At 53.2% G+C, this 26,274-nt stretch carries 27 protein-coding genes; 16 read left to right on the forward strand and 11 right to left on the reverse strand.

Features of this window, described 5'->3' with window-relative positions:
- Positions 1 to 4 precede the first annotated feature (4 nt).
- Together KTH_RS11510 and KTH_RS11515 are read right to left on the reverse strand one after the other, a co-directional pair.
- Entirely contained in the window at positions 5 to 1,294 is a 1,290-nt protein-coding gene (locus KTH_RS11510) for a lanthionine synthetase C family protein (protein WP_497618681.1), read from the reverse strand.
- 68 nt (positions 1,295 to 1,362) lie between these two features.
- Positions 1,363 to 1,557 carry an FDLD family class I lanthipeptide gene (locus KTH_RS11515; RefSeq protein WP_497618683.1) on the reverse strand — a complete coding sequence of 65 codons (195 nt, stop codon included), beginning with the start codon at positions 1,555 to 1,557 and terminating at the stop codon, positions 1,363 to 1,365.
- Between the two features lie 537 nt (positions 1,558 to 2,094).
- Here KTH_RS11515 and KTH_RS11520 point away from each other — a divergent pair.
- From KTH_RS11520 to KTH_RS11540, 5 genes are all read left to right on the forward strand, one after another.
- The gene (locus tag KTH_RS11520; RefSeq protein WP_497618685.1) at positions 2,095 to 3,618 is read left to right on the forward strand and encodes an NB-ARC domain-containing protein; all 1,524 of its coding nucleotides are present in this window, start codon (positions 2,095 to 2,097) and stop codon (positions 3,616 to 3,618) included.
- Between the two features lie 29 nt (positions 3,619 to 3,647).
- Positions 3,648 to 5,276 carry an erythromycin esterase family protein gene (locus KTH_RS11525; protein ID WP_497618687.1) on the forward strand — a complete coding sequence of 543 codons (1,629 nt, stop codon included), beginning with the start codon at positions 3,648 to 3,650 and terminating at the stop codon, positions 5,274 to 5,276.
- A 126-nt stretch (positions 5,277 to 5,402) separates the two neighbouring features.
- A complete protein-coding gene (locus tag KTH_RS11530; protein ID WP_497618689.1) occupies positions 5,403 to 5,960 on the forward strand; it encodes a GNAT family N-acetyltransferase in 558 nt (185 codons plus the stop codon).
- Between the two features lie 170 nt (positions 5,961 to 6,130).
- Complete coding sequence (locus KTH_RS11535) at positions 6,131 to 6,856, forward strand: MerR family transcriptional regulator (RefSeq protein ID WP_497618691.1); 726 nt, start codon at positions 6,131 to 6,133, stop codon at positions 6,854 to 6,856.
- Between the two features lie 400 nt (positions 6,857 to 7,256).
- Positions 7,257 to 7,967 (forward strand): metallophosphoesterase family protein, encoded by a 711-nt coding sequence (locus tag KTH_RS11540; protein WP_497618693.1) that lies wholly within the window; start codon positions 7,257 to 7,259, stop codon positions 7,965 to 7,967.
- Positions 7,968 to 8,050: 83 nt separating this feature from the next.
- Here the strand turns inward: KTH_RS11540 and KTH_RS11545 are convergent, their stop codons facing one another.
- Positions 8,051 to 8,254: a hypothetical protein gene (locus KTH_RS11545; protein ID WP_497618695.1), complete on the reverse strand. Its 204-nt coding sequence runs from the start codon at positions 8,252 to 8,254 to the stop codon at positions 8,051 to 8,053.
- Between the two features lie 522 nt (positions 8,255 to 8,776).
- Between KTH_RS11545 and cas6 the strand changes: the two genes are divergently transcribed.
- From cas6 to KTH_RS11560, 3 genes are all read left to right on the forward strand, one after another.
- The gene (cas6, locus tag KTH_RS11550) at positions 8,777 to 9,727 is read left to right on the forward strand and encodes a CRISPR-associated endoribonuclease Cas6 (protein ID WP_497618697.1); all 951 of its coding nucleotides are present in this window, start codon (positions 8,777 to 8,779) and stop codon (positions 9,725 to 9,727) included.
- Between the two features lie 746 nt (positions 9,728 to 10,473).
- A complete protein-coding gene (locus tag KTH_RS11555; protein ID WP_497618700.1) occupies positions 10,474 to 11,001 on the forward strand; it encodes a cytochrome P450 family protein in 528 nt (175 codons plus the stop codon).
- Between the two features lie 20 nt (positions 11,002 to 11,021).
- Positions 11,022 to 11,630, forward strand: a complete 609-nt coding sequence (locus tag KTH_RS11560; RefSeq protein ID WP_497623232.1) for a cytochrome P450 — start codon at positions 11,022 to 11,024, stop codon at positions 11,628 to 11,630.
- Between the two features lie 48 nt (positions 11,631 to 11,678).
- On the opposite strand, the gene KTH_RS11565 is transcribed toward KTH_RS11560, so the two are convergent.
- Positions 11,679 to 12,533, reverse strand: coding sequence for a patatin-like phospholipase family protein (locus KTH_RS11565; RefSeq protein ID WP_497618702.1), 855 nt, complete (start codon positions 12,531 to 12,533; stop codon positions 11,679 to 11,681).
- 378 nt (positions 12,534 to 12,911) lie between these two features.
- On the opposite strand from KTH_RS11565, the gene KTH_RS11570 reads away from it, so the two are divergent.
- Positions 12,912 to 13,547 (forward strand): LysE family translocator, encoded by a 636-nt coding sequence (locus tag KTH_RS11570; RefSeq protein WP_497618704.1) that lies wholly within the window; start codon positions 12,912 to 12,914, stop codon positions 13,545 to 13,547.
- A 390-nt stretch (positions 13,548 to 13,937) separates the two neighbouring features.
- Here KTH_RS11570 and KTH_RS11575 read toward each other — a convergent pair whose 3' ends face one another.
- The gene (locus KTH_RS11575) at positions 13,938 to 14,903 is read right to left on the reverse strand and encodes an LLM class F420-dependent oxidoreductase (RefSeq protein ID WP_497618706.1); all 966 of its coding nucleotides are present in this window, start codon (positions 14,901 to 14,903) and stop codon (positions 13,938 to 13,940) included.
- A gap of 283 nt (positions 14,904 to 15,186) precedes the next feature.
- On the opposite strand from KTH_RS11575, the gene KTH_RS11580 reads away from it, so the two are divergent.
- Positions 15,187 to 15,435: a hypothetical protein gene (locus KTH_RS11580; RefSeq protein ID WP_497618709.1), complete on the forward strand. Its 249-nt coding sequence runs from the start codon at positions 15,187 to 15,189 to the stop codon at positions 15,433 to 15,435.
- Positions 15,436 to 15,712: 277 nt separating this feature from the next.
- Positions 15,713 to 17,080, forward strand: coding sequence for an erythromycin esterase family protein (locus tag KTH_RS11585; RefSeq protein WP_497618711.1), 1,368 nt, complete (start codon positions 15,713 to 15,715; stop codon positions 17,078 to 17,080).
- Between the two features lie 47 nt (positions 17,081 to 17,127).
- Here KTH_RS11585 and KTH_RS11590 read toward each other — a convergent pair whose 3' ends face one another.
- Both KTH_RS11590 and KTH_RS11595 read right to left on the reverse strand, forming a co-directional pair.
- Positions 17,128 to 17,805 (reverse strand): methyltransferase family protein, encoded by a 678-nt coding sequence (locus KTH_RS11590; protein WP_497618713.1) that lies wholly within the window; start codon positions 17,803 to 17,805, stop codon positions 17,128 to 17,130.
- 47 nt (positions 17,806 to 17,852) lie between these two features.
- The gene (locus KTH_RS11595; RefSeq protein ID WP_497618715.1) at positions 17,853 to 18,581 is read right to left on the reverse strand and encodes a TetR/AcrR family transcriptional regulator; all 729 of its coding nucleotides are present in this window, start codon (positions 18,579 to 18,581) and stop codon (positions 17,853 to 17,855) included.
- A 78-nt stretch (positions 18,582 to 18,659) separates the two neighbouring features.
- Between KTH_RS11595 and KTH_RS11600 the strand changes: the two genes are divergently transcribed.
- Positions 18,660 to 18,998, forward strand: coding sequence for a hypothetical protein (locus KTH_RS11600; protein WP_497618717.1), 339 nt, complete (start codon positions 18,660 to 18,662; stop codon positions 18,996 to 18,998).
- A gap of 372 nt (positions 18,999 to 19,370) precedes the next feature.
- On the forward strand, positions 19,371 to 20,588 hold the full coding sequence (locus KTH_RS11605) for an MFS transporter (RefSeq protein ID WP_497618719.1): 1,218 nt from the start codon (positions 19,371 to 19,373) through the stop codon (positions 20,586 to 20,588).
- Positions 20,589 to 20,637: 49 nt separating this feature from the next.
- On the opposite strand, the gene KTH_RS11610 is transcribed toward KTH_RS11605, so the two are convergent.
- The 3 genes from KTH_RS11610 to KTH_RS11620 form a co-directional block, all read right to left on the reverse strand.
- Entirely contained in the window at positions 20,638 to 21,471 is an 834-nt protein-coding gene (locus KTH_RS11610) for an LLM class flavin-dependent oxidoreductase (RefSeq protein ID WP_497618721.1), read from the reverse strand.
- Positions 21,472 to 21,580: 109 nt separating this feature from the next.
- Positions 21,581 to 21,958 (reverse strand): OsmC family protein, encoded by a 378-nt coding sequence (locus KTH_RS11615; RefSeq protein WP_497618723.1) that lies wholly within the window; start codon positions 21,956 to 21,958, stop codon positions 21,581 to 21,583.
- A 352-nt stretch (positions 21,959 to 22,310) separates the two neighbouring features.
- On the reverse strand, positions 22,311 to 22,745 hold the full coding sequence (locus KTH_RS11620) for a GNAT family N-acetyltransferase (RefSeq protein ID WP_497618725.1): 435 nt from the start codon (positions 22,743 to 22,745) through the stop codon (positions 22,311 to 22,313).
- Positions 22,746 to 23,431: 686 nt separating this feature from the next.
- On the opposite strand from KTH_RS11620, the gene KTH_RS11625 reads away from it, so the two are divergent.
- Complete coding sequence (locus KTH_RS11625; RefSeq protein ID WP_497618727.1) at positions 23,432 to 23,584, forward strand: hypothetical protein; 153 nt, start codon at positions 23,432 to 23,434, stop codon at positions 23,582 to 23,584.
- A 21-nt stretch (positions 23,585 to 23,605) separates the two neighbouring features.
- Here KTH_RS11625 and sigZ read toward each other — a convergent pair whose 3' ends face one another.
- Entirely contained in the window at positions 23,606 to 24,205 is a 600-nt protein-coding gene (gene sigZ / locus KTH_RS11630) for an RNA polymerase sigma factor SigZ (protein ID WP_497618728.1), read from the reverse strand.
- 441 nt (positions 24,206 to 24,646) lie between these two features.
- On the opposite strand from sigZ, the gene KTH_RS11635 reads away from it, so the two are divergent.
- Positions 24,647 to 24,838 (forward strand): hypothetical protein, encoded by a 192-nt coding sequence (locus tag KTH_RS11635; protein ID WP_211326086.1) that lies wholly within the window; start codon positions 24,647 to 24,649, stop codon positions 24,836 to 24,838.
- A 424-nt stretch (positions 24,839 to 25,262) separates the two neighbouring features.
- Entirely contained in the window at positions 25,263 to 26,258 is a 996-nt protein-coding gene (locus tag KTH_RS11640) for a phosphotransferase enzyme family protein (protein WP_497618731.1), read from the forward strand.
- Positions 26,259 to 26,274: the final 16 nt, after the last annotated feature.

Genomic DNA, 26,274 nt, shown 5'->3' on the forward strand with positions numbered 1-26,274 from the left:
CTCCTTATGCGATGAGCAGAGCGCGATACCACGCCGGATACACCGCTGTATCGGTCGCTAAAAGGGCCATGACAGCGCCTGTAGCGCCTACAAGAAAGCCCGGATCATCCACAAAATGCCCCGGGATCTCCTCATCACGCAGTAAGAATGCATGCTCCGGGTGAGCCCGTTGCAGAATCTCTTCGATGAGCCCGGGAAGATACGGTTCAAGGGAGGCGTGGTTCTCCCGGCAAAAGCTCATACAGATCGTCAGCAGGCCCGCGAAGCCGTGACAGAGCGTTGGCGAAAAGACATACTGTACATCTCGTGGGCGCTTCAAGGCCGTTTCCAGCCCCTCAACCGCGATCTCCGCCAGTCGCGTATCACCAAGCGCACGCGCGGCCAGCCGCAGCGCTGCGGAAATTCCCGGTGCGCCATAACACCACGCTGCCCTTGCGGGAGCTAATGGAGCCCCTTTATCAGGCACATAATCGATAGAGACTCCGACTGGCCAGTTGATGCCCCATGTATCATGCAGACTGAAGCGCAGCAACCATTCAGTGATATGTCGCATAGCCTCCCGCTGTCCCTCGCGGCGATAACCGGCCTGCCAGGCCAGTGCAAGCGCACTCAACGGGCCAGCAATGCCATGCGCCAGCCCGGCATTAAAATAGCCCCGGGGAAAATCCTGCCGATATTTGTCTGAAGGGTAATTCTCCGGCAGAATCAGCCAGTGTTCCGCGCCACACTCGGTCGGCGCACCAAGCCATATCAAATAATCGAGCAAACGTGAGAGCGCGTCCTGCTCCTGCGCCCCCAACTCTTTGAGGGAAACCATATAACCAAGCACACCCGCCGCACCTGACATCACATCATAGTCCCGCGCTATGACGCACGCTTGCACACGCTTCCAATCAGTTGCAAGTACCTGTTCAGCGACCGCAGAGCGCATAGTTTGAAATAATGGAGTATATCGAGGCTCAACCTCTGCGAATTCACCGACGATCCACGCGAACCCGCTACTCCCGCCATAGAAGCCCGGTTGGGTCAGGGGAATATCCTGCGTTGCCCGAGCGGCGAGACGAAGATACTGCATAGCATGGTGCAGCAAATGCTCCTCGGCCAGGCAATGGTACAGGTAGAGATAAAAATAGGCCAGGTTGGCAAAGCTATTTGTAAACCACGCGCTGCCCCATTCCAACGGCACTGTACTCCCCGCCTGCTCGACCGTTTCAAGGACGGTGGCCGGATCACGTAAGCGCGCTGCCAGCGCCTCGGCAAGCTGACGTGCGTCAAGCCTCTTTTCCTCCATCATCTCCCTGCTCCTGATGCAGATAGGGCCCGTCAGAGACTGACGGTACCCCATCCTTACGACCTGCCGTACTAACAGCCTTTGCAATCAGTACAACGTGAACAAGACCAGCACGTTGTGACGAAACTTGTGGTAGCTGCGTCAGGCTGCTCGGCACCACGCGGAGCCTGCATCACGCGAACGTCAAGCTGGAATTGATCCTGCTCATTGTTGTCAGAGGTAAGACACTTCTTCGCCAGGAGAGACCGATTCAACTGCTGTTCCATTGAGATACTCCTTTCTCCATCTTGTTCGTGCATTCACAGAGATCAGACGCGTGATCTCTGCTCTCAATGATAAAATACATTTTCCTCTTTGCAAATATCACTTTCTTATCTTTTCTTTGCATAACACATAGCCATTTATCTATACAGAAACAAACGCATCATTTTATTAAATAGATCCGCAACAAACAAATCCATCATATTTTCTCATATATAAATATAAAAATATATTTCACATTTCTATTAAGTATTCCACCAGTATTCTTAGAGATAAAGCTGGGAGCTGTCAATATTTTTGTTACTTGAATTATACACAACAAGTATGTTATACATATCTATGTAGTTTGCATTACCCGTGAGTAGTCCCATGTCCAGGGATCACTGTTTACCAGCAAGCGATTCTATCTGTCTGACGCATGCACGCGAGAGCAGGGGCAATCCATCGCTACTTGCACTCCACCCGTCACACACAGCGCTCTCGGCGTGCTTGAATAGGGGTCAAAATTGGTTGGTAGTGAGAAAGCAGAGAGGTACAGCGCTATGCCAGTAAAAAGAGCAGATTGTGCATCCCCTAATCTGTTATTAAAGCGAGCCCGGCTCGAAAAATGCTGGACACAACAGGATGTCGCACGGCTTCTGGGCGTGCCGCAGAACTATATGGTCAGCCGTTGGGAGAATGGAACCAGCAGCCCGAGCCTGAAATATCAGCAGAAACTCTGTCAACTGTTTTCCATGAATCCTGAAGATCTGGGCTTTCTGCCCGCACCATCAGCATCGCCCGTCTATGATCCAATGATCCCGGCTCGACCTTCGCATATCCGCCCTCTCTTCGGGCGTGACAGGCTTCTTGCCACCATGAAACAGCTACTCCTCAACGAGCAAGAAGGCAACTTCATCGCATTGTATGGCCTGCCCGGTGTCGGGAAAACAGCGCTTCCGGCTGAACTGGCCGCCGATGCTGAGGTACGGGATCATTTCAAAGATGGCATCCTCTGGGCCAATTCCTATGATGACGTTCAGGAGACGCTTCAGCGCTGGTGCAAACTGCTGGATCTGCCCGAGCAAACGGACAGAGAACAGATGCAACAACAGCTTCGGTCTGCTGTGAGCACGCGGCGCATCCTGTTTGTGTTTGACAATGTCTGGTCGCTCCACGAGATCCAGCATTACTATATTGGAGGATCGCATTGCGCCTATCTCCTGACGACTCGCTCACCCCGCATTGCCGCACAGTTTGCCAGCACGCCCGCTCTGCTTCTCCATGTACCCGAGCTGACATCTGAGGAGAGTATAGCATTCCTGCTGCAACTGGCCCCGGCACTGCATCGCATCGATGCTCGCTCTGTACAACAGCTCGTCCGCAAGGCCGCAGGGCTCCCTTTGATTCTGAATATGATGGGAATGTTTCTGGTGGCTCAGGCGCATACCTATCAGAATCGACGAATCGTGCATGCAGTCGAGCAGCTCCTTTACACCGATACCCTCCTTCAGCTCCCCCTTTTCTTCATGCACCTTAGCACACGGTCATCGACCTCTTCACCAACTCTTAAGGCCGTTCTTGATGAAAGCATCGGTCACCTGCCCGGCCCCGCGCGTGAGGCCCTGGCGTCGCTTTCGCTCTTTCCGGCCTCTTTTTCAGAAGAAGCGGCCCTGTTCGTTACCGCGAAGAGCGCGCAGGAGCTTGACACGCTGGTCGACGCCGGTCTTATTGAAGTCACCGCGATGGGGCGCTATCGAATGCACCCACTCCTTGCCGGGTACGCTCGGACATTCTGCACCGAGGAAGCAATACAGCGCTTTTGCTCGTATTTTCTCTCGCTGCTCAGGCGACAGCGGGAATTGATCTCGGCACAGGACATACAGAACAGCATCGCCGCCCTTGAGTACACCTTCTCCCTTCGCCTCAAAAAGCTGGCAACACGTAAAGAAATAGTGCATCACTATCTTATGCTTTCACAGCGCTATCCTGAACAGACACGGCTCTTTTTTGAGCAGACAGCCAGACAAAGACACCATTGCATTATGACACTACGTAAGCTCAGCAAATGGAGACAAAAAGTGTAAACGATTATCAGAAGGAGCAGAAAAAAGCTATGGATCCCCTTACCCCTTCAGATCTGGCACCGCTCTTTCCGCCAGATCTCCGTATTCTTGCCCTCGGTGAGGCGGCTCGCGGGGCTCGTGAATTCACACTTATGCGGCTGAACGTGCTTCGTGCTCTACTTGCGCAACAGCGTCGCGTCCTGTTGGTGCTGGACGCTCCCTATGCGGAGAGTGTCCCTCTCAATGAGTACATTCAGGGTAGACAGACTGGAAAGCCGGAGCTTCTCTTAAGCAACCTCTATTACTGGAATTACAACACAGAAGAAATGCTCGATATCCTCAACTGGATGCGCGAGTATAACGCGAACGCCCCCTTGACCAGAAGAGTACAGATCGCCGGGTGCGATATCCAGACCTATCATACTGCAATCGAACGCATTCTGCATACAGTTGAAGCAAGGCTTCCGCAGCTTGCGCGGGAACTCCATGCGCTCTATAGCCCGTTTTATAAACTTCGTCCTGAAATGCGGACCAGTTACAAGCACCAGACCCACGAACTGAAACAACGCTGTCGAAGCAACTGTGAACAGGCCAGCGCGCTTCTTCAGCGCCACCAGGACGCGCTGATCGCTCGCTCATCGCCGGAAACCTTCACACAGCTTGCTCTGGACGCCCGGGCAGTTCTGGCGGCGGAAGCGCTGCTCGCAGCACCGGAGAGCGCCGAGGCCCATCGCGCCCGAACACATGGAATGGTCACCATTCTCAGTCATCTGCTGGCGTCAGCGCCACCCGAAACGACACTGCTGCTCTGCGGGCATAACCATCTGATCAAGAAACAGGGTACGGGCCCGGGAGCCGTGCTTCATGAAATGTATGGCTCGGCTTTTGTGGCGGTGGGACAGTGTTTCTATCAGGGAAGCATTCAGGCACTCAATGAAAGCGGGCAACTCTGTCAGCAGGTGCTCCCACCTGCACTGCCGGGAAGCTATGAGGCATTGTTTGCTGAAACCGCTCAGGAGGCGCTTCAAGCAGCAAGAACGCTCACCGAGGCGCGCCCACTTCGGCACATCGGGGCCAGCTACTCGCCTGAACGCCCCGAAACGTATTACAGTATGCTTGCTCCTGCTTCCCTGTTTGATTATTTGCTCTTTGTCCGTAATATCACGCCCGTGCGGCTGCTCCCTCTGCACGTCACCTTTACGCGCCCAAGCACCGCCCCCGTCTTACCCGACAAACCGACCAATCTCGATTTCGCTCACGGCTTCACAGATTGGGCCCTGACTGGCAGCCACCCGCATCGCTACGCTATCGAGCTTGAGCCCGACCATGTCGCGCTACTTCGCGCAAAAGAACCCTGCAAGGACGGCTTCGGCGCCCTGGCACAGAAGATACAGGCACCCCCCGGTCAGCAAATCAGGCTGACCGCTGAAGTGCAAGCGGAAGCTGTTGAGCAATACTGTAGTCTCTGGGTGCGGGTCGATGGCGAGGAACAGATGCTCGGTCTCTATTACCAGAACAAGGGCGTGCTGAACGGCACACAGCCCTATCAGCGCTGTTGCGTTGAAGCGTCGGTGCCCTATGAGGCCCGCGAACTGCTGTTTGGCGTGTTGCTCGCAGGCAGCGGCGCTGTTCGTATCAAGCATCTCTCAATAGATATACCATGCAATGAGCAAACATAGAAAAAGGATAGCCGGCGTTCTCTTTCTTCTTGATAAAGGATCTGTTATACTGGCATTATCCGTAGATTGGCACTTTACAGGGTGCCAGCCTCCTGTACAAATACTTGATGACAGAAAGAAGGTTCCATGCCAGTATCTCCGCTCAGCATCCGTGTTGACGACGAAATTGAACTCCGTCTGCACGAGCAGCGCTACGCTGAGGAATTCTACACCCTGACCAGGCGCAACATCGAGCACCTGCGCCCCTGGATGCCGTGGGCAAAACCCGATTATTCGTTTGAAGATTTGCAGGCATATATGCAGGCAAGCATGGAAGATTTCGCCCGAGGGCAGCAGCTTCCTACCAGTATCTGGTATCGTGGCCACATCGTTGGCACGATCGGCTTTCCTCGCATCCAGCACATACGCCGTATGGCCGAAATCGGCTACTGGCTCGACAAGGACGCGCAGGGAAAAGGGATTATCACCCGTGCAACCAGCGCCCTTGTGACCTACGCCTTTCAGGAATATGGCTTCAATAAGGTCGAGATCCATGCCGCCACCGGAAACAAGCGGAGCCGCGCAGTCCCCGAACGCCTGGGCTTCACGCAGGAAGGAATCCTCCGCCAGTTCGAGTGGCTCCACGACAAACCACATGATCTTGTCATCTATGGCATGCTTGCCAGCGAGTGGCAGGCCAAATAAAGCCAACCTGCCAGCCCTGCCGATGAGGGGTGTGGTCCTCTCGGCACTGGCTTCCCCTTCATCGAAAGAGCAAGGATCGAGAGGCACCGGGATGACAGGGACCTCCCGTTCAGGCTGATGGATGTGGTATAAAATGCAGAGAAGAGCATCCATCTAGCCGGGAGTTTTCTATGACACGTCACGACACATTGCGCCCCGTTGATCTCGCCCGAGCAGCCAGGATCAGCGTGCAGCAGGTGCGCAACTACGAAGCCCGAGGCCTCCTGCCGCCTGCCACACGCAGCAAGAGCGGCTATCGGCTCTATACGAAGCAGCATCTGGCAGCCCTGAGTACGGCACGCCACCTGATTGGCGGGTATGGCTGGCAGTATGCGCCGGCGATCATGCAAGCGCTTCATCGACGCGACCTCTCCGCTGCGCTCGCCCTGATCGACTCCTATCATGCAGACCTTGCCCGGAGGCGGCTTCAGGTTGAACAGACGCTTTCTGCCCTGCACACGCTAGCCTCACAAACCACGCTTGTTCACGAGCCCCGGCGACAGCATCGTTACCGCGTCGGGGAAGCCGCCGAGCAGGTAGGCGTACGTGTCTCGGCGCTACACTTCTGGGAACAGCAAGGCCTCTTGCACCCGCAACGCGACAAAATCAGCCGCTACCGCCTCTACGACGAACAGCATATGCAACGTTTGCGCGTGGTCGTCCTGCTTCGAGAGGCTGGTTACAACTTTCCAGTGATCCACTCGGTGCTTGATGAGCTGGAAGCCGGACGGCCTGAAAAAGCGATCGTGGCGATTGAGAAGCGACGCGATGAACTCACTCATGCAAGCTGGAAGTGTGTTGAATCCCTTACCAGCTTTCATAGCTATGTGCGTGAGTTCTATAGCGATTTGCTGTAACACCAGCAGGAGGGGCTCTTCTCCTTCTGCGCATATTTCCAGAGACTGGCATTTTTCTCCCCTTCTCTTTGACATTTCCGTTTCTTTCTACTATAGTACATATATTTCGTATAAAGCATTACGACGCATTCGCCGGCATATTCCAGATCGGCTGGTACAGCAGCTTCGTGTCATACGGTTTGAGGACCCTTACGAAGCGGTGCAAGAGGAGGCCAATGACGCCTTAGCCGAAATACTCTCACTTGAACCGATGGAAGACGAATACTGAAACGTGACCAGACGCCACTTTCGGGCAAAGCAAGAAAGAGTGCTTTATAAAGGAACACATTGATACACATAACCTGTTGTATTCCGCCACGCTCTGTTCTATACTGAGATCACTATCAGGGAGGATTTTCGTATGACAATCAGAATCGCGATCTTTACCGATATACATGCAAACCTGCCCGCACTACAGGCAACCTTGCACGCGATCAAGCAAGAGGGCTGTGATATGATGGTCCATACCGGAGACGTGATCTCGATTGGTCCCTATCCTGCCGAAACGCTGGATCTCTTTCTACAACAGCCCAACCTGACCGCCATTATGGGAAACCATGATGCCTATTTCGCCTTTGGACCGCCCGAGTGGGCAAAAGAGGATGAACACCTTAACTGGACGCATCAGATGCTTGACCCACAACTTCGCTCTCTTGTTGCCCGCTGGCCGTACCGGGTTCAGCAGACAATCGAAGGGGTACGCCTGACCTTCCTTCACTATGGGCTAACTCCCGAAGGGGATAACTTTCTGCCAATCGTTCAAGAGCCCACACCTGCCGCGATGGACCAGCTTTTCAAGGATGAGAGTGCTGATCTGCTTTTTTATGGCCATCATCATCCTTTCTCGGACATGCTCGGTAAGGCCAGATACGTCAATCCCGGCTCGCTTGGCTGCTACACCCATGCAATCGCACGCTATGCCATGCTCACAATTCAAAACGGACGCTACACGCTTCAGCATAAAACTGTCACCTATGACGACAGCGAGCTTCTTCGCGCCTTTGAGCAGCGCCAGGTCGCGGAGCGAGAGCTAATCTTACAATCCTTCTTTGGCGGGAGAGCTCCGGCTTGAGCTCCCCCGATATCAGGCAAGCGAGATAAGATAGCAAGCAACAGGCTCATCCTCGTCGGTCAGGATGCCACCAGCCTTGAGGATTACCCGCACCGACGCCGGATTGTCTCCCTGAACGCTAGCGAGAGTTCCGGCAGGTGCAACCGCTGCGCCTCTTCGGCCAGCATAGCAAGCATACGAGTCACATAGCCCTTCCCACGCTGAGGCGGGCGGATACTGTAGTCAATATGACCGTTATATCGCTCATATGGCTTTTTGCAGCTTCGGTCAAAAGCGGGTCTCGCCAACAACCATCTGTGCATCTTTGACCAGCAGAAACGTCTGTTGAGGCGGGATGCCGAGGGGAAGTCCGATGCCCTCAGCCTCGTCTTCCAGTTTCCGCACAAACGCCGCGAAGTCCTGGCGCCAAGCTCGACATTGTTACAGGGGCATCCTTCACCGCAAGCAATCGATTCATCAACTATTGCCAGGTATTCCTACTCCACAACAGGCCTGATCAATTGTAGCCGGGTCATAGATCTCCTTTCACAGAGCCATCTCCCAACAGTTCTCCTCTAAAAGAATGATCCCTTGCTGCTCATATTCACCCTTATCACCCCCCATGAATTATCACAATCAAGGAGGGACCGCACGAGAGAGATTCCATATTCCTCGAGATGTACCTTTCTACCGGCGTATTGCTCTTTTCGCCACAATTCTATATACTAAAATACGTCGAGTCAAGACATAAAGTCCACTGTTCCAGCCGGAAGAAGCCGTAATACAGCTTTCCAGAGCTTACAGAACATAAAGAAACGAGGATCAGCGCTATGTCAGCAACGCAAGATAGCCTCTTTGCCCTTCTCCTCACGCTCCATCCAGTCGAGGCGAGCACAGTGCCTATCAGTTCGGGACATCTGGTACAATCAGCCTTCCTTGACCTCATCCGCCAGGCTGATCCAGCGCTCTCAGAGTGGCTTCATCGTCCAAACCAGCGCCGCCCTTATACCATCAGCGCCCTGCAATTTCCACACCTCACACCCCGGCAATATGTCGCAGCGATGTACGAAAATCGCCCGATGCAGGTTCTTCCCGCCCACTCGTACAGCTTTCGTATCACCCTGCTGGATACCATCATCTTTCAAACCCTGCTTGATGCATTGCTTACAAAAGCGCACACGTTACGTATCCGGATTGGCGAGGCCCATTTCGCCATTCATCAAATTCAGAGCGGGACAGAACCAGAGCAAGTACGCCAGAGTTGGGCAGGCTCGACCACATTCCAGCATATCCATACCCTTGCTCCTGCCAGAAAACGCTATCGCTTCGAGTTTGCCAGCCCGACCGCCTTCAGTAAGGGTCAACGGCCCTGGGGAAAAATGCTCGCGCTGCTGCCCGAGCCGGGAAGCGTGTTTGAAAGTCTGGCGCGACAATGGGAAACCTTTGCCCCGGCAGGTCTCCGGCTCTCCGATGCGGAACTACTCCCGCGTCAGTTGGAAAGCTGGTGTGCGGAAAACGTGATCGTGCATCACTATGAGCTTCAAAGCTGCTATGTGCCTTCAGGAAGCTATGGCCATAATGGCTTTATCGGGAACATCACATATGAGGTAAAAGGGAATCCGACCGCCCCGGAAGCACGCTGGTTAACGCCCCTCGCCCGTTTCGCCTACTATAGTGGAGTTGGCGCGAAAACCTCAATGGGAATGGGGCAAACACGTTGTATTCCAGCCGCCCTATCAACAGAGAAGGAGCGCAAAAACGGCTCGTCGGTCACCTCTTGATCCCGGTATCCCATATCTCTTCTTGACCGAGGCGTTATTCAACAGGCGCCGATCGTCCCTCTTCGCGCCCAATGTATACGTCGCATTGAAACCTGAAGCTCCTCCAGATCCCGCTTGAGAAAGATCAATACCTGCCCTGCCGCTTCCCTTCAAGAGTTCAGTGCACAAGATTGCTCTCCCGAAAATAGCGAGGGAGGCTTTCTCGCTCTGACACAATGATGCAGCACATCAGGGCTATAAGCATATCTGGTAGTTGTGCAAGGAGAAAGGATGTTACTGAGGTATCAGTAATATCACGAACACGTACATCTTTTAGATCAAAAGCCATACCGAGTTCTCTTGATCACTTTTCTTGTAATTAGAGCTCTTACCAGCATACGAGTAAAGAAGAGCATGCCAAAAGTCCTCTCCGCCCTTTCTTCATCAAGAACAACTACCCGTCACCCCGGAAACAGCAAACGTCCATATCTATTCTTTCGTAGCATACGTATCTCACCGGATCATACCCGCTCCTCTTAAAAGTAAGATTCTCTCACCAGTATTCACTATACTTTATAAATACTCTAAATATACATTGTGCAACATTGATAGTCATGCTATAGTAGTGACGCGATATGCACTTAAAGTTGTCATTGTTCGCATATATCATTTTTGCTTGCAGAGAAATACTCTTTCTACATGCACATCATCATTTTCATTTTTCTTAGTATTTCTCTGCTGCCGGGATTTCAGAAAAGGAGCGATCCATGTTACAAAACACACAGAGCCAATTCCTTGAAGAGCTCTTAACCCCCTTCCCGGGCTTTATCATTACACGGGTACAACCAGCATTCTATGAAGAGAACGCACAGATGTGGCATGTGTTCAGCTATGCAAGCGTTCAACATGTCATCACTAACTCGGCCATCTTTTCCTGTGACCGCAACCGGCTTTATCCGACCATGCCAGATCCCGATGACCCAACCTATCAGAGCATGCTGCACGTCGATCCACCGAAGCATACACGCCTGCGCTCGCTGGTTTCGCATGTTTTCACCCCTCGGCGCGTGGCACAGATGGAACAGCGCATCAGGGCAATGGTGCAGACACTGCTCGATCAACTTGAAGCAAAGGACCATGTTGACGCCATTGATGATCTGGCTCACCCTCTGCCCACACTTGTTATCGCGGAGCTGCTCGGAATTCCCCAACCTGATCGGGATCGCTTCCGGGTGTGGACTGATGCCTACGTTGAATTTATCACCCCGCTGCACAGCAGGCTACACGTGATTTAATCGACTATTTCGGGGATCTGCTGGAGGAGCGCAAAGGCAGCACCAGTGATGATTTGATCAGTGCGCTGCTGAGGGCAGAAGTCGAGGGAGAGAAGTTAAGCAAGCGGGAAGTCATCGGTTCCTGCATGCTGTTGCTGATGGCTGGAAACGAGACTACGCGCCGTCTGATCGCCAATACACTGCTCTGTCTGGATCTGTATCCCGAAGCGAAGGAGTTTCTGCTGACCCATCCGCATGCTATTCCAACGGCCCTTGAGGAGGTATTGCGCCTGACACCGCCTGCCGTCTCGTTTCCGCCTCGTATCGCGCTCAAAGATACTGTGCTTGAGGGACAGCACATTCGTGCCGGAGAATGGGTGCTTCCGTGGATTGCCTCAGCGAATCGCGATGAGACCTATTTCGAGCAGCCTCATGAGTTCCTGCCACAGCGTACACCCAATCGTCACCTGAGCTTTGGCTTCGGCATTCACTTCTGTCTTGGGGCATCTCTCGCCCGTCTGGAAGCCCGGTTAGCACTTGAAGGTCTGCTCCGACGCTTCCCATCCTTTCAGCGTGTTCCCACGCATCCGCTAGAGCGCATCGTGAGCCCGCTCCTATTTAGCGTTCAGAGCCTTCCTATTACCCTCTAAACGACGAAAGAGGCGTGTTTCTCATAATAGGAAACACGCCTTCTCGGACTAGCGCCATAATGCGGCAATACGCGCCACCTCATCACGAGCCTGCTCACGCCCGGCCTTCGCTGAGATCTCTCGCAGCGCGGGATCAAGCGGGTTCCCACCGGCAGCGGCCAGTGCATTCTTCACCACCTCATTTGGTGAGAGCACTTCCACCTGAGCCCCGTTCTGACGCAAGCGCTCTATCTGCTCTTCCAGGCTCTCTACTAATAGGAGAGCCGGTATCTCAGGCTGCACGATAAGCACCTTCTCAAAACCAGCAGCCAGATCTGCATTTGCCGCCGAATAGCAGCCACCATCAATATAGCGTCGTTCTCCAATTGTGACGGGAGGCCAGACACAAGGGACCGCACAACTGGCCGCTACAGCGTCAATCAGCTCAACCCCGGACTCATGGGTGAACACAACACGTTCGCCACTGAACGCATCAACTGCAACGATTTCCAGTCGGGACTGAGGCCACTGGTGAACAGGCAGGCGCGAAACAATCACATTCCGCCGCTCGGCCTCCGGCACTGTTGGCGTGGACAGGGCGGCCTTCCCGAGTTCCCGCATCAATGCGCTGCCGCGATGGCCCTCAGAGGTGATCCGGTTAAAGTCTGCAACGATCTGCTGAAAGTTCGGCTGGACATCTATCTCTTTCGCCTGTAAGGCCGGGTCAACCTGCCGCTGAAATAGTTCCTCCATAGAAAGGCCGCTCGTTACCTGTGCCGCTACAGCCGAGCCTGCCGATGTTCCTACGAACAGGTCAGCCTTGTTGATCTCAATTCCGGCATCTGCCAGCCCGACAAGCAAGCCAGTCTCCCAGGCGATGCCCGCAACGCCGCCGCCACCAAGTACCAACGCTCTTTTTGACATATCTATTTTGCTCCTTTTTTCTCGTTTACGAGAAAAAGATATCTATCTACAGTAATTTCTTCTAGAATTGGAATGAACAAGGGTCCCGAGAATGAAAAGTTCCAGGCTACAGGTACCATCGATCAGCTATCAGAACTGTCTGGAGGCGGCCAGAAGAGGCGCTGGATCTGCCGTTTTCATGTCCACCACGCGTGTTGAAGCGACCGCGTGCCTCATCCTATAATAAAAGGAGAGCCATTGTCAAACGCTTATACGCCTCCTACAGAGAGAGAAAGGGATAGCCCGCAGCTTCGCTCAGGAACTGGACTTTATGGAACAGGTCTGTTAGAGTGGAAGAGAAGATAGCGTGTTTTCTGTATTTCAATGAGGAGTTGAAGAATGCCTACCTGGACAACCCTTTCAATCTTTCTGCTGGCAGCGTTGGGCCTGCTCTTTATTCCAGGGCCTGCTGTTCTGTTTGTGATGACGAAGAGCGTCGATCAAGGCAGGCGGGTCGGTGCAGTCTCTTCGCTTGGCATTGGTATCGCAGACCTCATTCATACAACTGCTGCTGCGTTTGGGCTCTCTGCCCTGCTCGTGACCTCAGCGCTTGCATTCAACGTTGTCAAATATCTCGGAGCTGCCTATCTGATCTATCTCGGCATTCGCACGCTTCTGAAGCGGGATACACCCCGTCAGACTGTCAGCGAAGCGCCCCAATCTCTCACCCGCCTGTTCACCCAGGGGATGTTTGTTGAATTGCTTAATCCTAAAACGGCGCTCTTTTTTCTGGCGTTCCTGCCCCAATTCGTTGACCCCGCTCAGGGAAACGTTACACTGCAATTCCTGCTGCTTGGAAGCCTGTACACGATACTGGGCATTTGCAGTCTGACGTTCTATGGTCTTATTGCGGGAACCACAGCCGCGCTGCTCAAGCGGAGTACGACCTTTCAGCGAGTACAGCGCTACATCACAGGATGCATCTATATCGCTCTTGGGCTGACTGCGGCTTTTGCCAGCACCGAGAAAAAATAGCGCATCGGGAAGATGGAAACCTGCCCATCTTCCCACAATAGCTCGATTGTCGCTAATGGACCACCTCCCGCAGCGGCCGAAAGAAGGCTCGCACCTCTTCCGCATAGAGCTCGGGTTCTTCCATTGCCGCGAAGTGCCCGCCACGCGGCATTTGCTCCAACGTGTGATATTCAGGCTTCGTTCTCCCCACTCACGAGGAGGAAGCGCACCAGAACCGGAAAAGAGAGCGGCACCGGTTGGTACCTCTATGCGCTCTCCAGGCTTCATCAGAAAAAGGGAGAAAATAGCTCTGGCATCGCTTCCCAGGATGTTCCAGGAGAAAAGCAATCAGGTCCGCCCTCTGCATGTCGCATCGAGACGGACCCTGAAAAGCAGCAGGAGATTGCCTGGTTATTTTCCAATGACATCCTTTGCAAGGCGCTTCAGCGCTTCCATGCGCCCTTTTTGCGGCAGGAAGAGAATCATTTCCTGAGCGCCTGCCTGCTCATACTCGGCGAGACGCTGGCGAATGGTATCGGGCGTTCCGACCAGGGCCCGAGTACGCAGATATTCAGCGCCGCCAGTATTGCGATCAAGATTGGCGGCCTTCGCGATCTCAAGCGCCTGCTCATCTGTCTCGCCAATGGCGCAATTCAGCATCACTGTACGGCGAATAGTCGAGTAGTCGCGACCAACGCTCTCACAGTGCTGACGAATAATGTCGAACTTGCGCGCGATCGCTTCAGGCTCCATATTGCCAACGTTACAGGCATCGCCATATTGCGCCACCAGCTTGAGCGTGACTTTCTCTCCACCACCACCAATTAACAGGGGAATATGCGGCTTCTGCACGCCCTTTGGCTGGTTGATTGCCCCACGAATCTGATAATATGTCCCCTCAAATGAGGCTTCCTCATCACTCCACATCTTCAAAATAATCTGTACAGCTTCGCGTAGCTGTCGCAAACGAATAGGCGCCTCGGGATACTCATAACCGAACGCATTGTACTCGTGCTCATACCAGCCCGCGCCTATTCCGAAATCAAGCCGCCCGTGACTGAGCACATCAACGGTGCTTGCCATCTTCGCCAGAAGCGCCGGGTTGCGATAGCTGTTACACGTTACCATCTGCCCGATACGAACACGCTTGGTATCGCGAGCCAGTGCCGCCGTGCTGGTCCAGCACTCGAACGTGACCTCCTGTGTGGGAACAGGAACAGTGTGAAAGTGGTCAAAAAGCCAGATAGAATCAAAGCCCAGTTCTTCAGCAGCTTGAGCCGTCTCGGTCATTGTTTCATAGGCTTCAACCGGATCTTTGATCCCCACAAGATCCATACGCCAGCCCTGCGGCACGAGGACACCAAACTTCATAGCCATTTATATCACCTCTTTCGCTCAAAAACGTTACACTTCCTCCTCAAGGATACTACTCAGGGTGCACTCTAAGTCAAGGATTTTCTCCCTGAGCCTATGAAGTCGTATTAACCCGCCGAATATATTTCTAAAGTTATCATTTCTTGTATCTGTATTACTTTACACACCCGCAATATTAAAAGATACAATAAAAAAAGAAATATGAGAAAGAGGCATATATCAGGATACTTCTATCTATTCCATACTTTTTGTCGCTGCTATGATGTTTTAGTAGCTAGCCTCTTTTATGAACGGCAAAAAAGGGAAGATCACCCGTTCCGGCTTTCTCATCACGCTTTTGCTTGCGAACTGCCTCCTGGCACGCCGCCTTATCACTGTTATCATTCTGTCCATGTTTTACCTGTCACTTCCCTTTCTCATCGGGGTTCCGTTAGCGCTGCTCTTCATCTTCGGTGGGCTGATGCTTCGTGAGCGCTTGTATCGTGAAGTGTCTGTATGCTTCCCGCTCACGGAGCAGAAAGAGGCATTTCTATGAAAGCGAGGCCTCTATAGAGCACCAACTGCTAAGCACTCCTTCATAGTTGTGTGAGATATTCATGACCTCTCATAGACCTGTATACAACTTCCATAAACTTTCAAGTATATCTCACAAGTTATTATTGAGAGTTTTCAAGGCAGGTTTGAGCACTCAACGCAGGAGACACGCGCTTTCTGACTCGCTCCTCTTCTTAAACTCTTCAACCTTGCATCTGTGTTGTACAGTAGAATGCGTGATCCTGAAAAAACGCTCGGCCAGCGGTGGATCTACTGGCATGCATGTCCTTGAAACAAAGGTGTGTGATATCTCAATGGAGGTTCTAGCAGTGAGTTCTACTGACTATACCTATGCAACCCTTGATGACTGGATGACGCACGATGCAATCACGTTCTCGGTCGATCAGCCAGGCACGGTTCATGCTGCCATAGATGCAATGATGGCCTCGCTTGGTGATTCGGTGGAGGTGCTTGGTTTTGGGGAAGCGCTGCATAGCGGAGAGAGCATCTTAACCTTTCGGAATCAGCTCTTTGAACGGCTGGTTGGGGTCTATGGTTTCAGCGCCATCGCCCTTGAAAGCAGCCTGCCACTGTCTCGACTCTTGAATGATTATATCGCCGGGCGCGGTCCAGCAACCTATGACGAAGTGAAAGAGATCGGCTTTGGTCAGGGGTTTGGCAATCTGGAAGCCAATCGTGAGCTGGTTGAATGGATGAAGCGCTACAATGCTGATCCCACGCATCCTGACAAGCTGCATATCTATGGTTTCGATATGCCAACGAGCGGCTATGGCCCCGCCAGCCCGGAACAGTCGCTCAACGTCGCACTTGACTATCTTACCTCGGTCGCGCATGAGAGCGGCACAAAGCTGACTGAGCGCATTCGTACTCTGGTAGGTAAAGCCGCCGATTGGGAGAATCCAGCAGCGCTGACCGATCCCGCGAAAGCCATCGGGCTCTCTCCCGCCGCGAGCAAACTACGGATCGAAACAGAAGATCTCATTACCGAGCTGCGGATGCGAGGTCCCGAGCTGGCGGCAAAGAGTGGAGAGGAAGCGTATAAGGAGGCGCTGCATTATGCCTCACTTGCGCAACACCTGTTGACTTTTCATGCCGCGCTGGCTCGTCAGGCGGGCCTTGCGGAGATGCTCGGCATTCGTGACCTCTCGATGGCTGACAATCTGGCATACATCGCGGCCCGGGAACGCGGTCGAGGGAAAGTGCTGGTGTTCGCGCATAACAGACATCTTCAGCGTGGTGTAGCAGAATGGGAGCTTGGAGCAGATATATACCGCTGGTGGCCTGCCGGTTCGCACCTCTCCCGGATGCTTGGCACACAGTATGCCATTATCGGTACCGGTGTGGGTGTCTCGAAGGAGAACGGCATAGCCAGCCCCGAGGAAGGAAGCCTTGAGGCGCGGCTGACAGCTCTTGATGGCGCTGCCGCACTGCTTCCCACATACAACAGGAAGCGGCTCCCAACTACGGAGATTGCGGCCCTCTCGACGCGCACCGGGAGCACGAAGAACACAACGTACTTCCCGCTGAGCGCCGAAAGCTTCACCGACTTCGATTATCTCGCATTCTTTCACGAGACCGACTATGCTCGTGGCGGCTGGCCGCTACCGGATACGCAGGCGCACTAGCAGTTCTGTCTCATGCCGGGTCGCGCTTGATCCGGCATGAGCACCCTTTACCAGAGAGCGGGAATAAGACGGTAACGCACTTTCTGTGTGTATTCCTGATATCCCTGTAAATCTCGTTTGAGCATCTTTTCCTCATCCAGTATGCGCCAGATCAGGACCGGCAACATCAACGCCAGTGCCAGATAGCCCCACAACGAGCCAAGCGCAGCGGGCACACCAAGCATCATGACAAGCACTCCCAGGTACATAGGATGCCGTACCACGGCGTAAAGCCCTGTCGAGATGACTTCTTGGCCTTCTGTCACCTGGATGTTAGAAGCTCCGTAGGTGTTTTCTCTGAAGACAAAGAAGTCAATGAGGAAACCTAGCAGGATCAGCGCATCTCCAAGCAGCGAAACGACGGCAGGCACAGGAGACCCGCCAAAACGATGGTCAAGGACACAAACGAGCAACAGGACAACAGCACCAACAGGTATTAGAGATGCGATGATTTTTTGTGCCCTATTCGTTTCAGCCCCCGGCCCGATGCGCTTCCGCCGCTCAAGGAGCTCAGGATCATTGAGCGAGAGATAGACACCTATCGCGTTCGCCGCCCCCAGAAAGACCACAATAAATAACCACCCCTGCCAGTAATTCAGCGTCCATGCAGGCAGGAACAGCAGAAGAGCAAACACAATCACGCCAAGAAGCAAGGATTGTAATGTCTGAAGAAGAAGGTGTTTCATTGTTCAGCGCTTCTCTCAATTTTTGTTCTTCTCCCAGGAGAAGACTGCTATACATCAACAGCATCAAGACTTTCCCGCGCAGCCTCAACCCAGAACCGTGCCTCTTCAGCATCTGTTCGGGTAAAGGTATTGGTAGGGACACCAAGCACTCGCTCGATTGCCTCCATATACGCCGCGAATGTGGTGACAACCTCTTCAATAATCCGTTCATCGTCATCGCGCTCCCGACCGACCGAGAGCAGCAGGCGGCTATGCGTATTTCCCATACTCTGGAGCAGTGCCATGATAATCTCGCCCATCTTCTCAGGTGAGGGAGCGGTAAAAACGCCCTCCTGAACCCCCTGCCGCACAATCTCGGCAAGCAGAGGCGCACGCTGCTGAAACACGGCCTCATCTACCCTTAGCCGAATCAAGGCGTTCGCATCGGTATACCAGACGCGCCCTATCTTCATCACTTCCACTTTATGCGTGTGTCGCAACTGGTTCAGAGTATCAAAGAACCCCTGCAACTTCTCAATCGCATTCAAACGTGGATCATGGATTAACGACAACAACGGCTTTTCCAATGTCTGCCTGATATGGTCAATCAGGGCTTCCAGTAACGCCTGACGCGATTCAAAGTAGTGGTGAAATGCACCATTGGAAATCTGCACCTCGTTCAGAATGTCCTGAATCGAGATATGCTCGTATCCTTTTGTCAGTACGAGACGTTGCGCCGCAGTGAGGATCTCCCGCCGTCTGGCAGCGAATACCTCCGGTTTCACAGTCCGGGCCATGCTTCTCCTCTCAATAATAAACAGACGATCTGTTTATTAATCTTAAACACTCTTACTCTCCTGTCAAGTAGCAAGGAGATGAGAGGAATCGTTTCGGTTCCTCTCACACCGCTTCCAGCGCCCTCAAACGCTGCTCAACCGGGGCACGAGATTGCACAGGCATCCGTCCGCCATGCTACGCAAGGAGTGATATCATCGGTTCCATCTCATCACATACTCGCCGCGGATCCGCTATCCATGCTCTCGGAGAGCAAGCAGGAATATCCGAAGGGAGCAGCAGCAAAGCTTCCTCCCAGAAGAGCGATCATTGTGCTTTTGCTTCTTTTGTTCCGCAAAAAATCGAGCGCTTGCTTGAGCGCAACCTTGACATCGCGTCTGACCGACTGGTATACTTTTGGAAGTAATGCCCGGTCATAATCAGAGGGGTAAGCAGCTCTGAGTGCACACGATGCCATTCTACTGCTAGAACGTCCAGACGCGCTCTGTCCCGCCATTCTCGCCGCTCTCTTTTCCCAGCTCTATACGATGATTGATTGATTGGTAAAGATCAGCATGATACGCTATGCGGGACCGATGTTCCTCAGGAAACGGAGTTGCAGGAACGTCCGATACGAGAGCCACTCTCATCGGTCAACCGTCTTCCTCATCCCCCCTTTTCACGCCATCCCTGAGCCCTTTACTCAGCGCTTATCGGATTGACCCCTATCTATCTCATGCGCTCTATGGGATACAATCTATAGAAAGAGCACAGGAAACAACTATCATTATAGTGAAAGCCAGGAGAACTTCATGTCATCAAATCAGAAGCCGCCACCACACGTATTTCATGCAAGGCTGGCAGCAGGGACCCTCTTTTTTGCAAACGGCGTCGGGCTCGCAACCTGGGCAACTCGGATCCCTGCCGTGCAACAGGATTTGCATCTGAGTCCCGGCCACTTCGGGCTTGCGCTCTGGGGAATGGCAGCCGGCGCCATTGTGGCCTTTCCATTTACCGGCTGGCTGATTTCCCGTTTCGGCAGCCGCATTGTTTCCACAGTCGTTTCATTCCTTTTTTGCCTGTTTTTACCGCTCCCGGTGCTTGCTCCCAACCTGATTCTCTTATGGTTGGCCCTTTTCGTTCTGGGTATGTGTAATGGCGCGATGGATGTTTCGATGAACGCGCAGGCCGTCTCTATTGAAGAGGAATATGGGAGACCAATCATCACTTCATTTCATGGTCTCTGGAGCATCGGTAGCATTGTAGGGTCAGCGATCGGTAGTGTCATGGCCGCCCAGAACATACACCAGCTTCCCCACGTCCTTATTATTGCTTGTATTATCATGGTAGTCTCTATTTGTTCCTGGCGCTGGCTGCTCACCGTATCGCCGACAGGAACCAATCACCCAGCCTTTGCGCTGCCCTCTAAAGCGCTGATCGGCATCGGCATTGTCGCGCTATGTGCTGCTGTCAGTGAAGGCGCTATCTCCGACTGGGGCGCGATCTATCTGCACCAATCGCTTGGCACTACCGCCGCCTTTGCCGCGGCTGGTTTCGCGATCTTCTCGGGCGCAATGACGGTTGCCCGTTTAACCGGTGATAAGATATCGCATCATCTGGGAGCTGCTAAAACAGTGCGCATTGGGGGCATTATCTCAACGCTTGGCATCGCGCTGGCGCTCTTTGTACCGAATCCAATTACCGTTGTCATCGGCTTCGCGGGTGTTGGTCTGGGCATCGCGTGTAGCATTCCGCTGGTCTTTAGCGCAGCGGGGCGCCTGCCCAATATCTCCTCAGGTGTGGCGCTGGCAGGAGTGGCAACCATGTCATATGGTGGCTTTCTGGCAGGTCCGCCGCTTATCGGGGGTATAGCCGAGATCTTCACGCTCCGGGGAGCGCTTGGCATCATCCTGCTTCTGTCGATCCTGATGACAGTCCTCGCCTACACGCTGGATCATTCGGCACGGGCGAAGAAGGGCGCCGCAGCAGCAAACGAGCAGGCCGAAGCTACTATCCCCCAGGGCAAATAAAACAACAGCGGTGCGCCTTGTCTCGGCGCACTGCTGTTCTTCCCGAATGCTAGCGAGGCGCACCCTGCTTAATACGCGTCAGGGCCTCTTCCTCCTGCCCCGGCTCAGGTAATACAAACTCACACCACCATGTCACGCCCGCCTCACGCATTGGCTCCATCAGTTCCCTCGCCTTTGCGCGATCATCTCCCGGCGTCGTGCCGCCAGTAACCAGATCAAATGGTCCTTTGTGCTCTTGCTCAAGCATCTTCTTGATCTCGCGAAGCTCAGAAGGCTGGAATTCAGTATACCCGTTCTCATCGGGTAGCTTTGCAGGAACAAAGCCATCCCAACGAGCCGCCCGACGCATTGGAGCCTTGCGCGGCCACATTCCCCCTATCCAGATCGGGATGCGCGGCTGCTGCACAGGTTTGGGCACAAAGGTCACTTCTTTCACCTGATAGTGCTTTCCCTCATAGTGAAAAGGTTGCCCGCTCATCAGCCCATTGAGGATTTCAAGGCCCTCATCCAGCATCTCGGCGCGCTCTTTCGCCTTCTCAACCTCGCCGAAATGCATGTCCTGCGGATCACCCAGCCCAAAGCCCAGGATCACCCGACCATGCGAGAGGTGGTCCAGCGTGATCGCCTCTCGCGCCACCTGCCAGGGCAAACGCGATGGTAGCGCCGTCACCGTGATTCCCAGACGAATCCGTTTCGTGCGCATCGCGAGTGCCGCCAACGTCAACCAGGGATCATAGGTAACACCCTCATCACGCCAGTAGACAAGATAATCCTCCAGAAAGATACCATCCCATCCCGCCTCTTCAGCCGCCTGAGCATACTCAATCAGTCGGTCAACACTTCCGCCGATTCCCGAAATGGGTAACACAATACCGTACTGCATCGCATATTCTCCTTCTAGCAACTTCGTTCTTGCTCTATGATACCCACGGTTTATGTCACCCTGTGTCATATTCGGGCCAGTTCCAGGTGAGCAAGCTTCAAGGCAATTCTTACACCTCCTCAAATAGGAGCTGCTTTGAGAGCGTCTTTTTGACCGGGCAGGCGCGCACTTTCTTCAAAACGAGCTGCTTGCTTGCCTCATCAAGATCCCCCACAATCTCGATATGAAAACGGAAAGTAGTGCTTGCTTCTGCGCTGCGATCCAGCTCAACCCGCACGCACACCTCCTGATAGGGAAGCTGCATCGACTCCAATACCATTCTGGTGGTCATATTCAAGCAGGCTGCATACGCGGCTTCGAGCAGGTCGTGCGGACGAAAGTGCTGCCCGCTTCCCCCCTTATCGGCGGTCGTATCGGCGATGATACACGCTTCTCCGTTTGAAATGGCAGTTCTGTACGCTTGCGGTTGACTTGTCGAGATAACCATATTGTTTCACCTTCCTTAGTATCGCTTTTCTACGCAGTTTACAGGCAGGGACAAGCGTTGTCTAATGCTTTTTTCTCTCTCTGCTGATACGCTCCTCGTATCAATGGCATATTTCCTTTTCGCATACTTCTCAATCGTTTTCTTTTCAAGGAGCGGAATCGTGATCGCCTTTAGCGGAACCGTCAGAGGACAGGACCACCGCTACCAACTCATGGCGCAAAACGCTGACCTCTCTTCAGCAGGGGCGCGAAAGATCATGAGAACAATGTGTTACAGGAAAAATCTACTATAACGTAATATCTTCGTTAACATCTCATCAAACGCATATCATCTTGCATTCCCTTTCTCAAGCTTAGAGCTTTTTGACCATCGTGTAATAGCACGAGCCCGGCGGGTAGTCCTCAACCGTCCCGACCACTGTGTATCCATGCCGCTCGTAGAAGGTACGAGCCTGAAATTCAAAAGTGGTTAACAACACCTTGCGGGCTCCATGCTCCTGGCCCATTGCTTCTATACGGGCAAGCAGCGAGCTTCCCAGTCCCTGCCCGCGCAGCTCTTCCGGCAGCCAAAAAACATCGAGTTCCAGCCAATCCCAATATTGTTGGGCGGTGATACCACCCTGCCAGCGTCCTTCTTGATCCGTGACAATGAGCTGAAGGTGCTTGATGGCATCTCTGGCCTGGCGATGTGGAAGCGAATGCTTGTCGTTAAACGCCTGAAGCTGCTGCCTGAGATAGGTTTCAAACTCAGGATACTCCTTCAACGAAGGGGTGATAGAATAATGCATGGGTTCTCCTCTTCAATACAGGGATAATACGTTTTAGCGGTAAAGAAAGCAGAAAAGGATAGGGGAACTACGCTCGGTACGCATTGGGGAAAGCAGGCCGACAAGAAGCTGCTCATCCTGATGAGATGAGAGGGAGCTACTATAGTGGCGCTTTTTCCTCTAGCATGTAAGCATGCGCCGAGCTTACGAGGGAATCACTGTCTGTTGCATACACTTCATTGTACACGGAAATGTGAGAAAAATACAAGGTGAACGCAGCCGATGTGAACATATGTTGATGCAACAGACATGGAATGATCAGCCCATCAAAGGTTGTGGCCAAAGCTCGATCTTTCTCCTATAGAAGGTATCCTCTTTTATAAAAGAAAAATCATACCGTGCTTGACAACAAAAGAGGCTTCAGCTTATAATTGCCTTATTCATAAGAAAAAGTTATAGAGACAAGGAAGGAACTTTTATGCTCCTCACACATTCTTTCCCCGGTCGCTCCATCTTCCTCCCCATTAACAAGTAGCACACTATATTACAGCATATTCCACTCTTACCAGACAGCATAACGAACGAACCTGCAGCGCCTTGATCTGGCGCGCCATTGTCTCTCACCTGACCTTTCCAGCGCATTAGATGTACACACAGAACAAGCCCTCTGGCAGCGGCTCCTTGAGAATGAACCGCCTGCGCTGCTGGTGGTCTCGCATCACCCGGAAGTGCTACGACGTGCTGACCATATCATTGTGCTGCGTGATGGCGCAATAGAGGCTGAAGGGACGCTTGCCGAACTACTTTTCGGCAGCCATGAGCTTCGTTCGATCTGGTTTGAAGCCGAGGCACAGCAATAAGACAGACGGAGCGGGTGTAGCTCACCGCCCCGTGCATCTCTTCTGCACCTGAATACGTTCGCAACAGGTGCAACGTGGCTGATAGTTGATAATATGGCCGCGCCGGTCAAGCTCAAAATGGCAACATTCAAGCAACTCCTGCTTGAGCCGCTCACGCGCCCGCTGCACACGCGATTTCGCGCCCGAGAAGGAGAGGCCAAGCCGCTCACTGAGCTCTTTTTGCGATAGCCCGTGATACTCGGTCAAAACGAGCGCTTGTCTGTCTCTCTCGGGCAGGTTCATCACCATCTGACGCACGCAGGGCAATAGCTCGCTCACCACGTCGTCATCAGGCAGTTCATCAAGCAAGACGTCCTCGTCCAGAGGGGCGGTTATGAGCTGGCGACGATACGCGTCGATGATGGCATTTCGTGTCAACTGATAGATCCAGCATTCCAGCTTTTCCGCGTCCCGCAGCGTCTCAATGCGCTGATGAACCTTGAGAAAAACATCCTGTAGAATATCCTCCGCTGCAACCGGGTCCGAGACTCGCTTTTGAATGAAGCGCAACAGTGGCCCATGGAAGGCATTCCATACCTGCTCGGTTGTGAGAGCGCTCCCGATATCGTGTTGAGATAACACGGTCTTTTTCCTCCTGACTGCACAACTTTCTCTACAATGGACGCACCTTCTCACCAAAAGACGCAGCGAGCGAGAGGTTGCCCGGCGCACAGGCTCACAGAGATACGAGAAGGACAACGAGCAGGTCGGTAACTGTTTGCGGAGCAGCTCGGACCACCGGCACGCAAACAGACCATAGCTTACCCTCACATTGTACCATTCATTCGAGAGCAAGGCCCAGAGAGATATCAGTCAGGATGGTATGGCAGTACAACGAATGCTTCCCGGTATCTTGCTATTTCTCCGAGAGTATGGTATAGTGTAGCCCATCAACTATCCATGCAGCTCCATTGATCTTACTTCGGAGAATCGCTGAATCTACCGATTCGCTTCTTTTTGAAGAAAGGCGAATGTTTAGAGCGCATAAAGAACAAAGTATCATGCTCTCTAACTGCGGTGGTTATGTCAGACTGTGAGGGGTCGTTCGATGCATGCATCGAGCGGACCTTTCGGACTGAACAACCACTCTGGTTGAAGGTCGTCACCAATAACCCTCTCTACAAGGAGGTCAAAGATGTGCGAGCAGTGCGAGCAGGGAAACCACGCCAGCTGCCCCAGCCAGCAGATGGAAGGGTCGCAGCAGGTGTACACTGACGGACAGGGGTCGTACACGATGGTCACTACCACGATCAAGTGCTGTGATGGCACTGTGATCAACCAGTACAACCACAGGCAGTAAGGGCATGACAGCGGGACGCGGGGAATGACGCCTCTCTCTACAAGAGGGTGGGCGGTTCCTCGTGTCCCGTCTGCTTTTTTCTCCCTTTGCTACACATGCGCGAAAGCTGGAGTTGCTCCACTATCCTGAGGCAACTCGGCGAGCCAGTTGTGTGCCATATGTTTCATCGACACATCCTCCCTCCAGTATGCTCATGTCTTCTTTTCTCGAAAAGCAAGCAATAGAAGCCTTCCCCATGAAGCAAGCGACCTCACCGACTTCTAGCCCTTTTGTGCCGCAATGCTTGCCCATACACCTGTTCTATGGCACAATAAAAGAAAAGAAAGAATGAGTCACACGATGCGAGAACAACCAGCACTTACAGAAACACAGCTCCTCTCCTGCTTGCAAGAACAATATGGCATAACACCCGTTTCGCTCGAATATCTTCCTGTAGGGCTTGATACCAATGCCGGAAAATATCGCGTGGAGAGCAAGCAGGGGGTCTCATATCTGCTCAAGGTGAGAACGGGAGCGCTCTATAAGCCGAGTTGCGTTGTTCCCGCCGTACTACAGAAACAGGGAATCTCAGCAGTCGTTGCACCCTGTCCTACCAGCGACAACACCCTGTGGACCAACATCGAGGGCTGGACATTGATGCTCTATCCTTTCCTTGATGGCGACACAAGCTGGACAGGCATAACCGACGATCAATGGAGAGAGACAGGGCGTATCTTCAGCCAGATTCACCGGGTCTCGCTTTCGCCCGACATCACGGCGTCGCTCCGTCGGGAAACGTTTGATCCAACGGCATACGCTCGCTGGCTGCGGACGTTCGCGGTGCAGAAGCTCCACACGTCCAATAGTCCTGCTGCTCACGCTTTTCGCGCATCGTGGAAGCTCCACCAGGTCGCGATAGAGCGGGCCATCAACGCGATGGAAACGCTGGCGACCGCACTTCAGCAACAGGCGCTTCCATCGGTGCTCTGTCACGCGGATCTGCACCCGGCCAACCTGTTACGAGATCGCTCCGGGCGCGTGTTCGTGCTCGACTGGGATGAAGTGATGTTGGCACCGAAAGAGCGCGACTTCATCTTTATTGAGCATGCCGGGTCACCTTTCTTTCAAGGGTATGGAATGATGCCCATCAACTGGGCCGCGCTCACCTATTACCGCTATGAACGCGTCATTCAGGACGTGATTGAGTGTGCTGATGAGGTGTTTTTCCGGGATGATTTAAGCGAGCAGAGCAAGGCCGAAGCAGCCAGCTTATTTCACGCTGTTCTGGCAAAGGGTGGTGAGATTGAAGCAGCTCTGGAGGCGGCGGCACATCTTCCCTCTGAGCTCTCTCTGTAGAGGAGCAATACACCAT

It is taken from the genome of Thermosporothrix sp. COM3 (assembly GCF_059696735.1).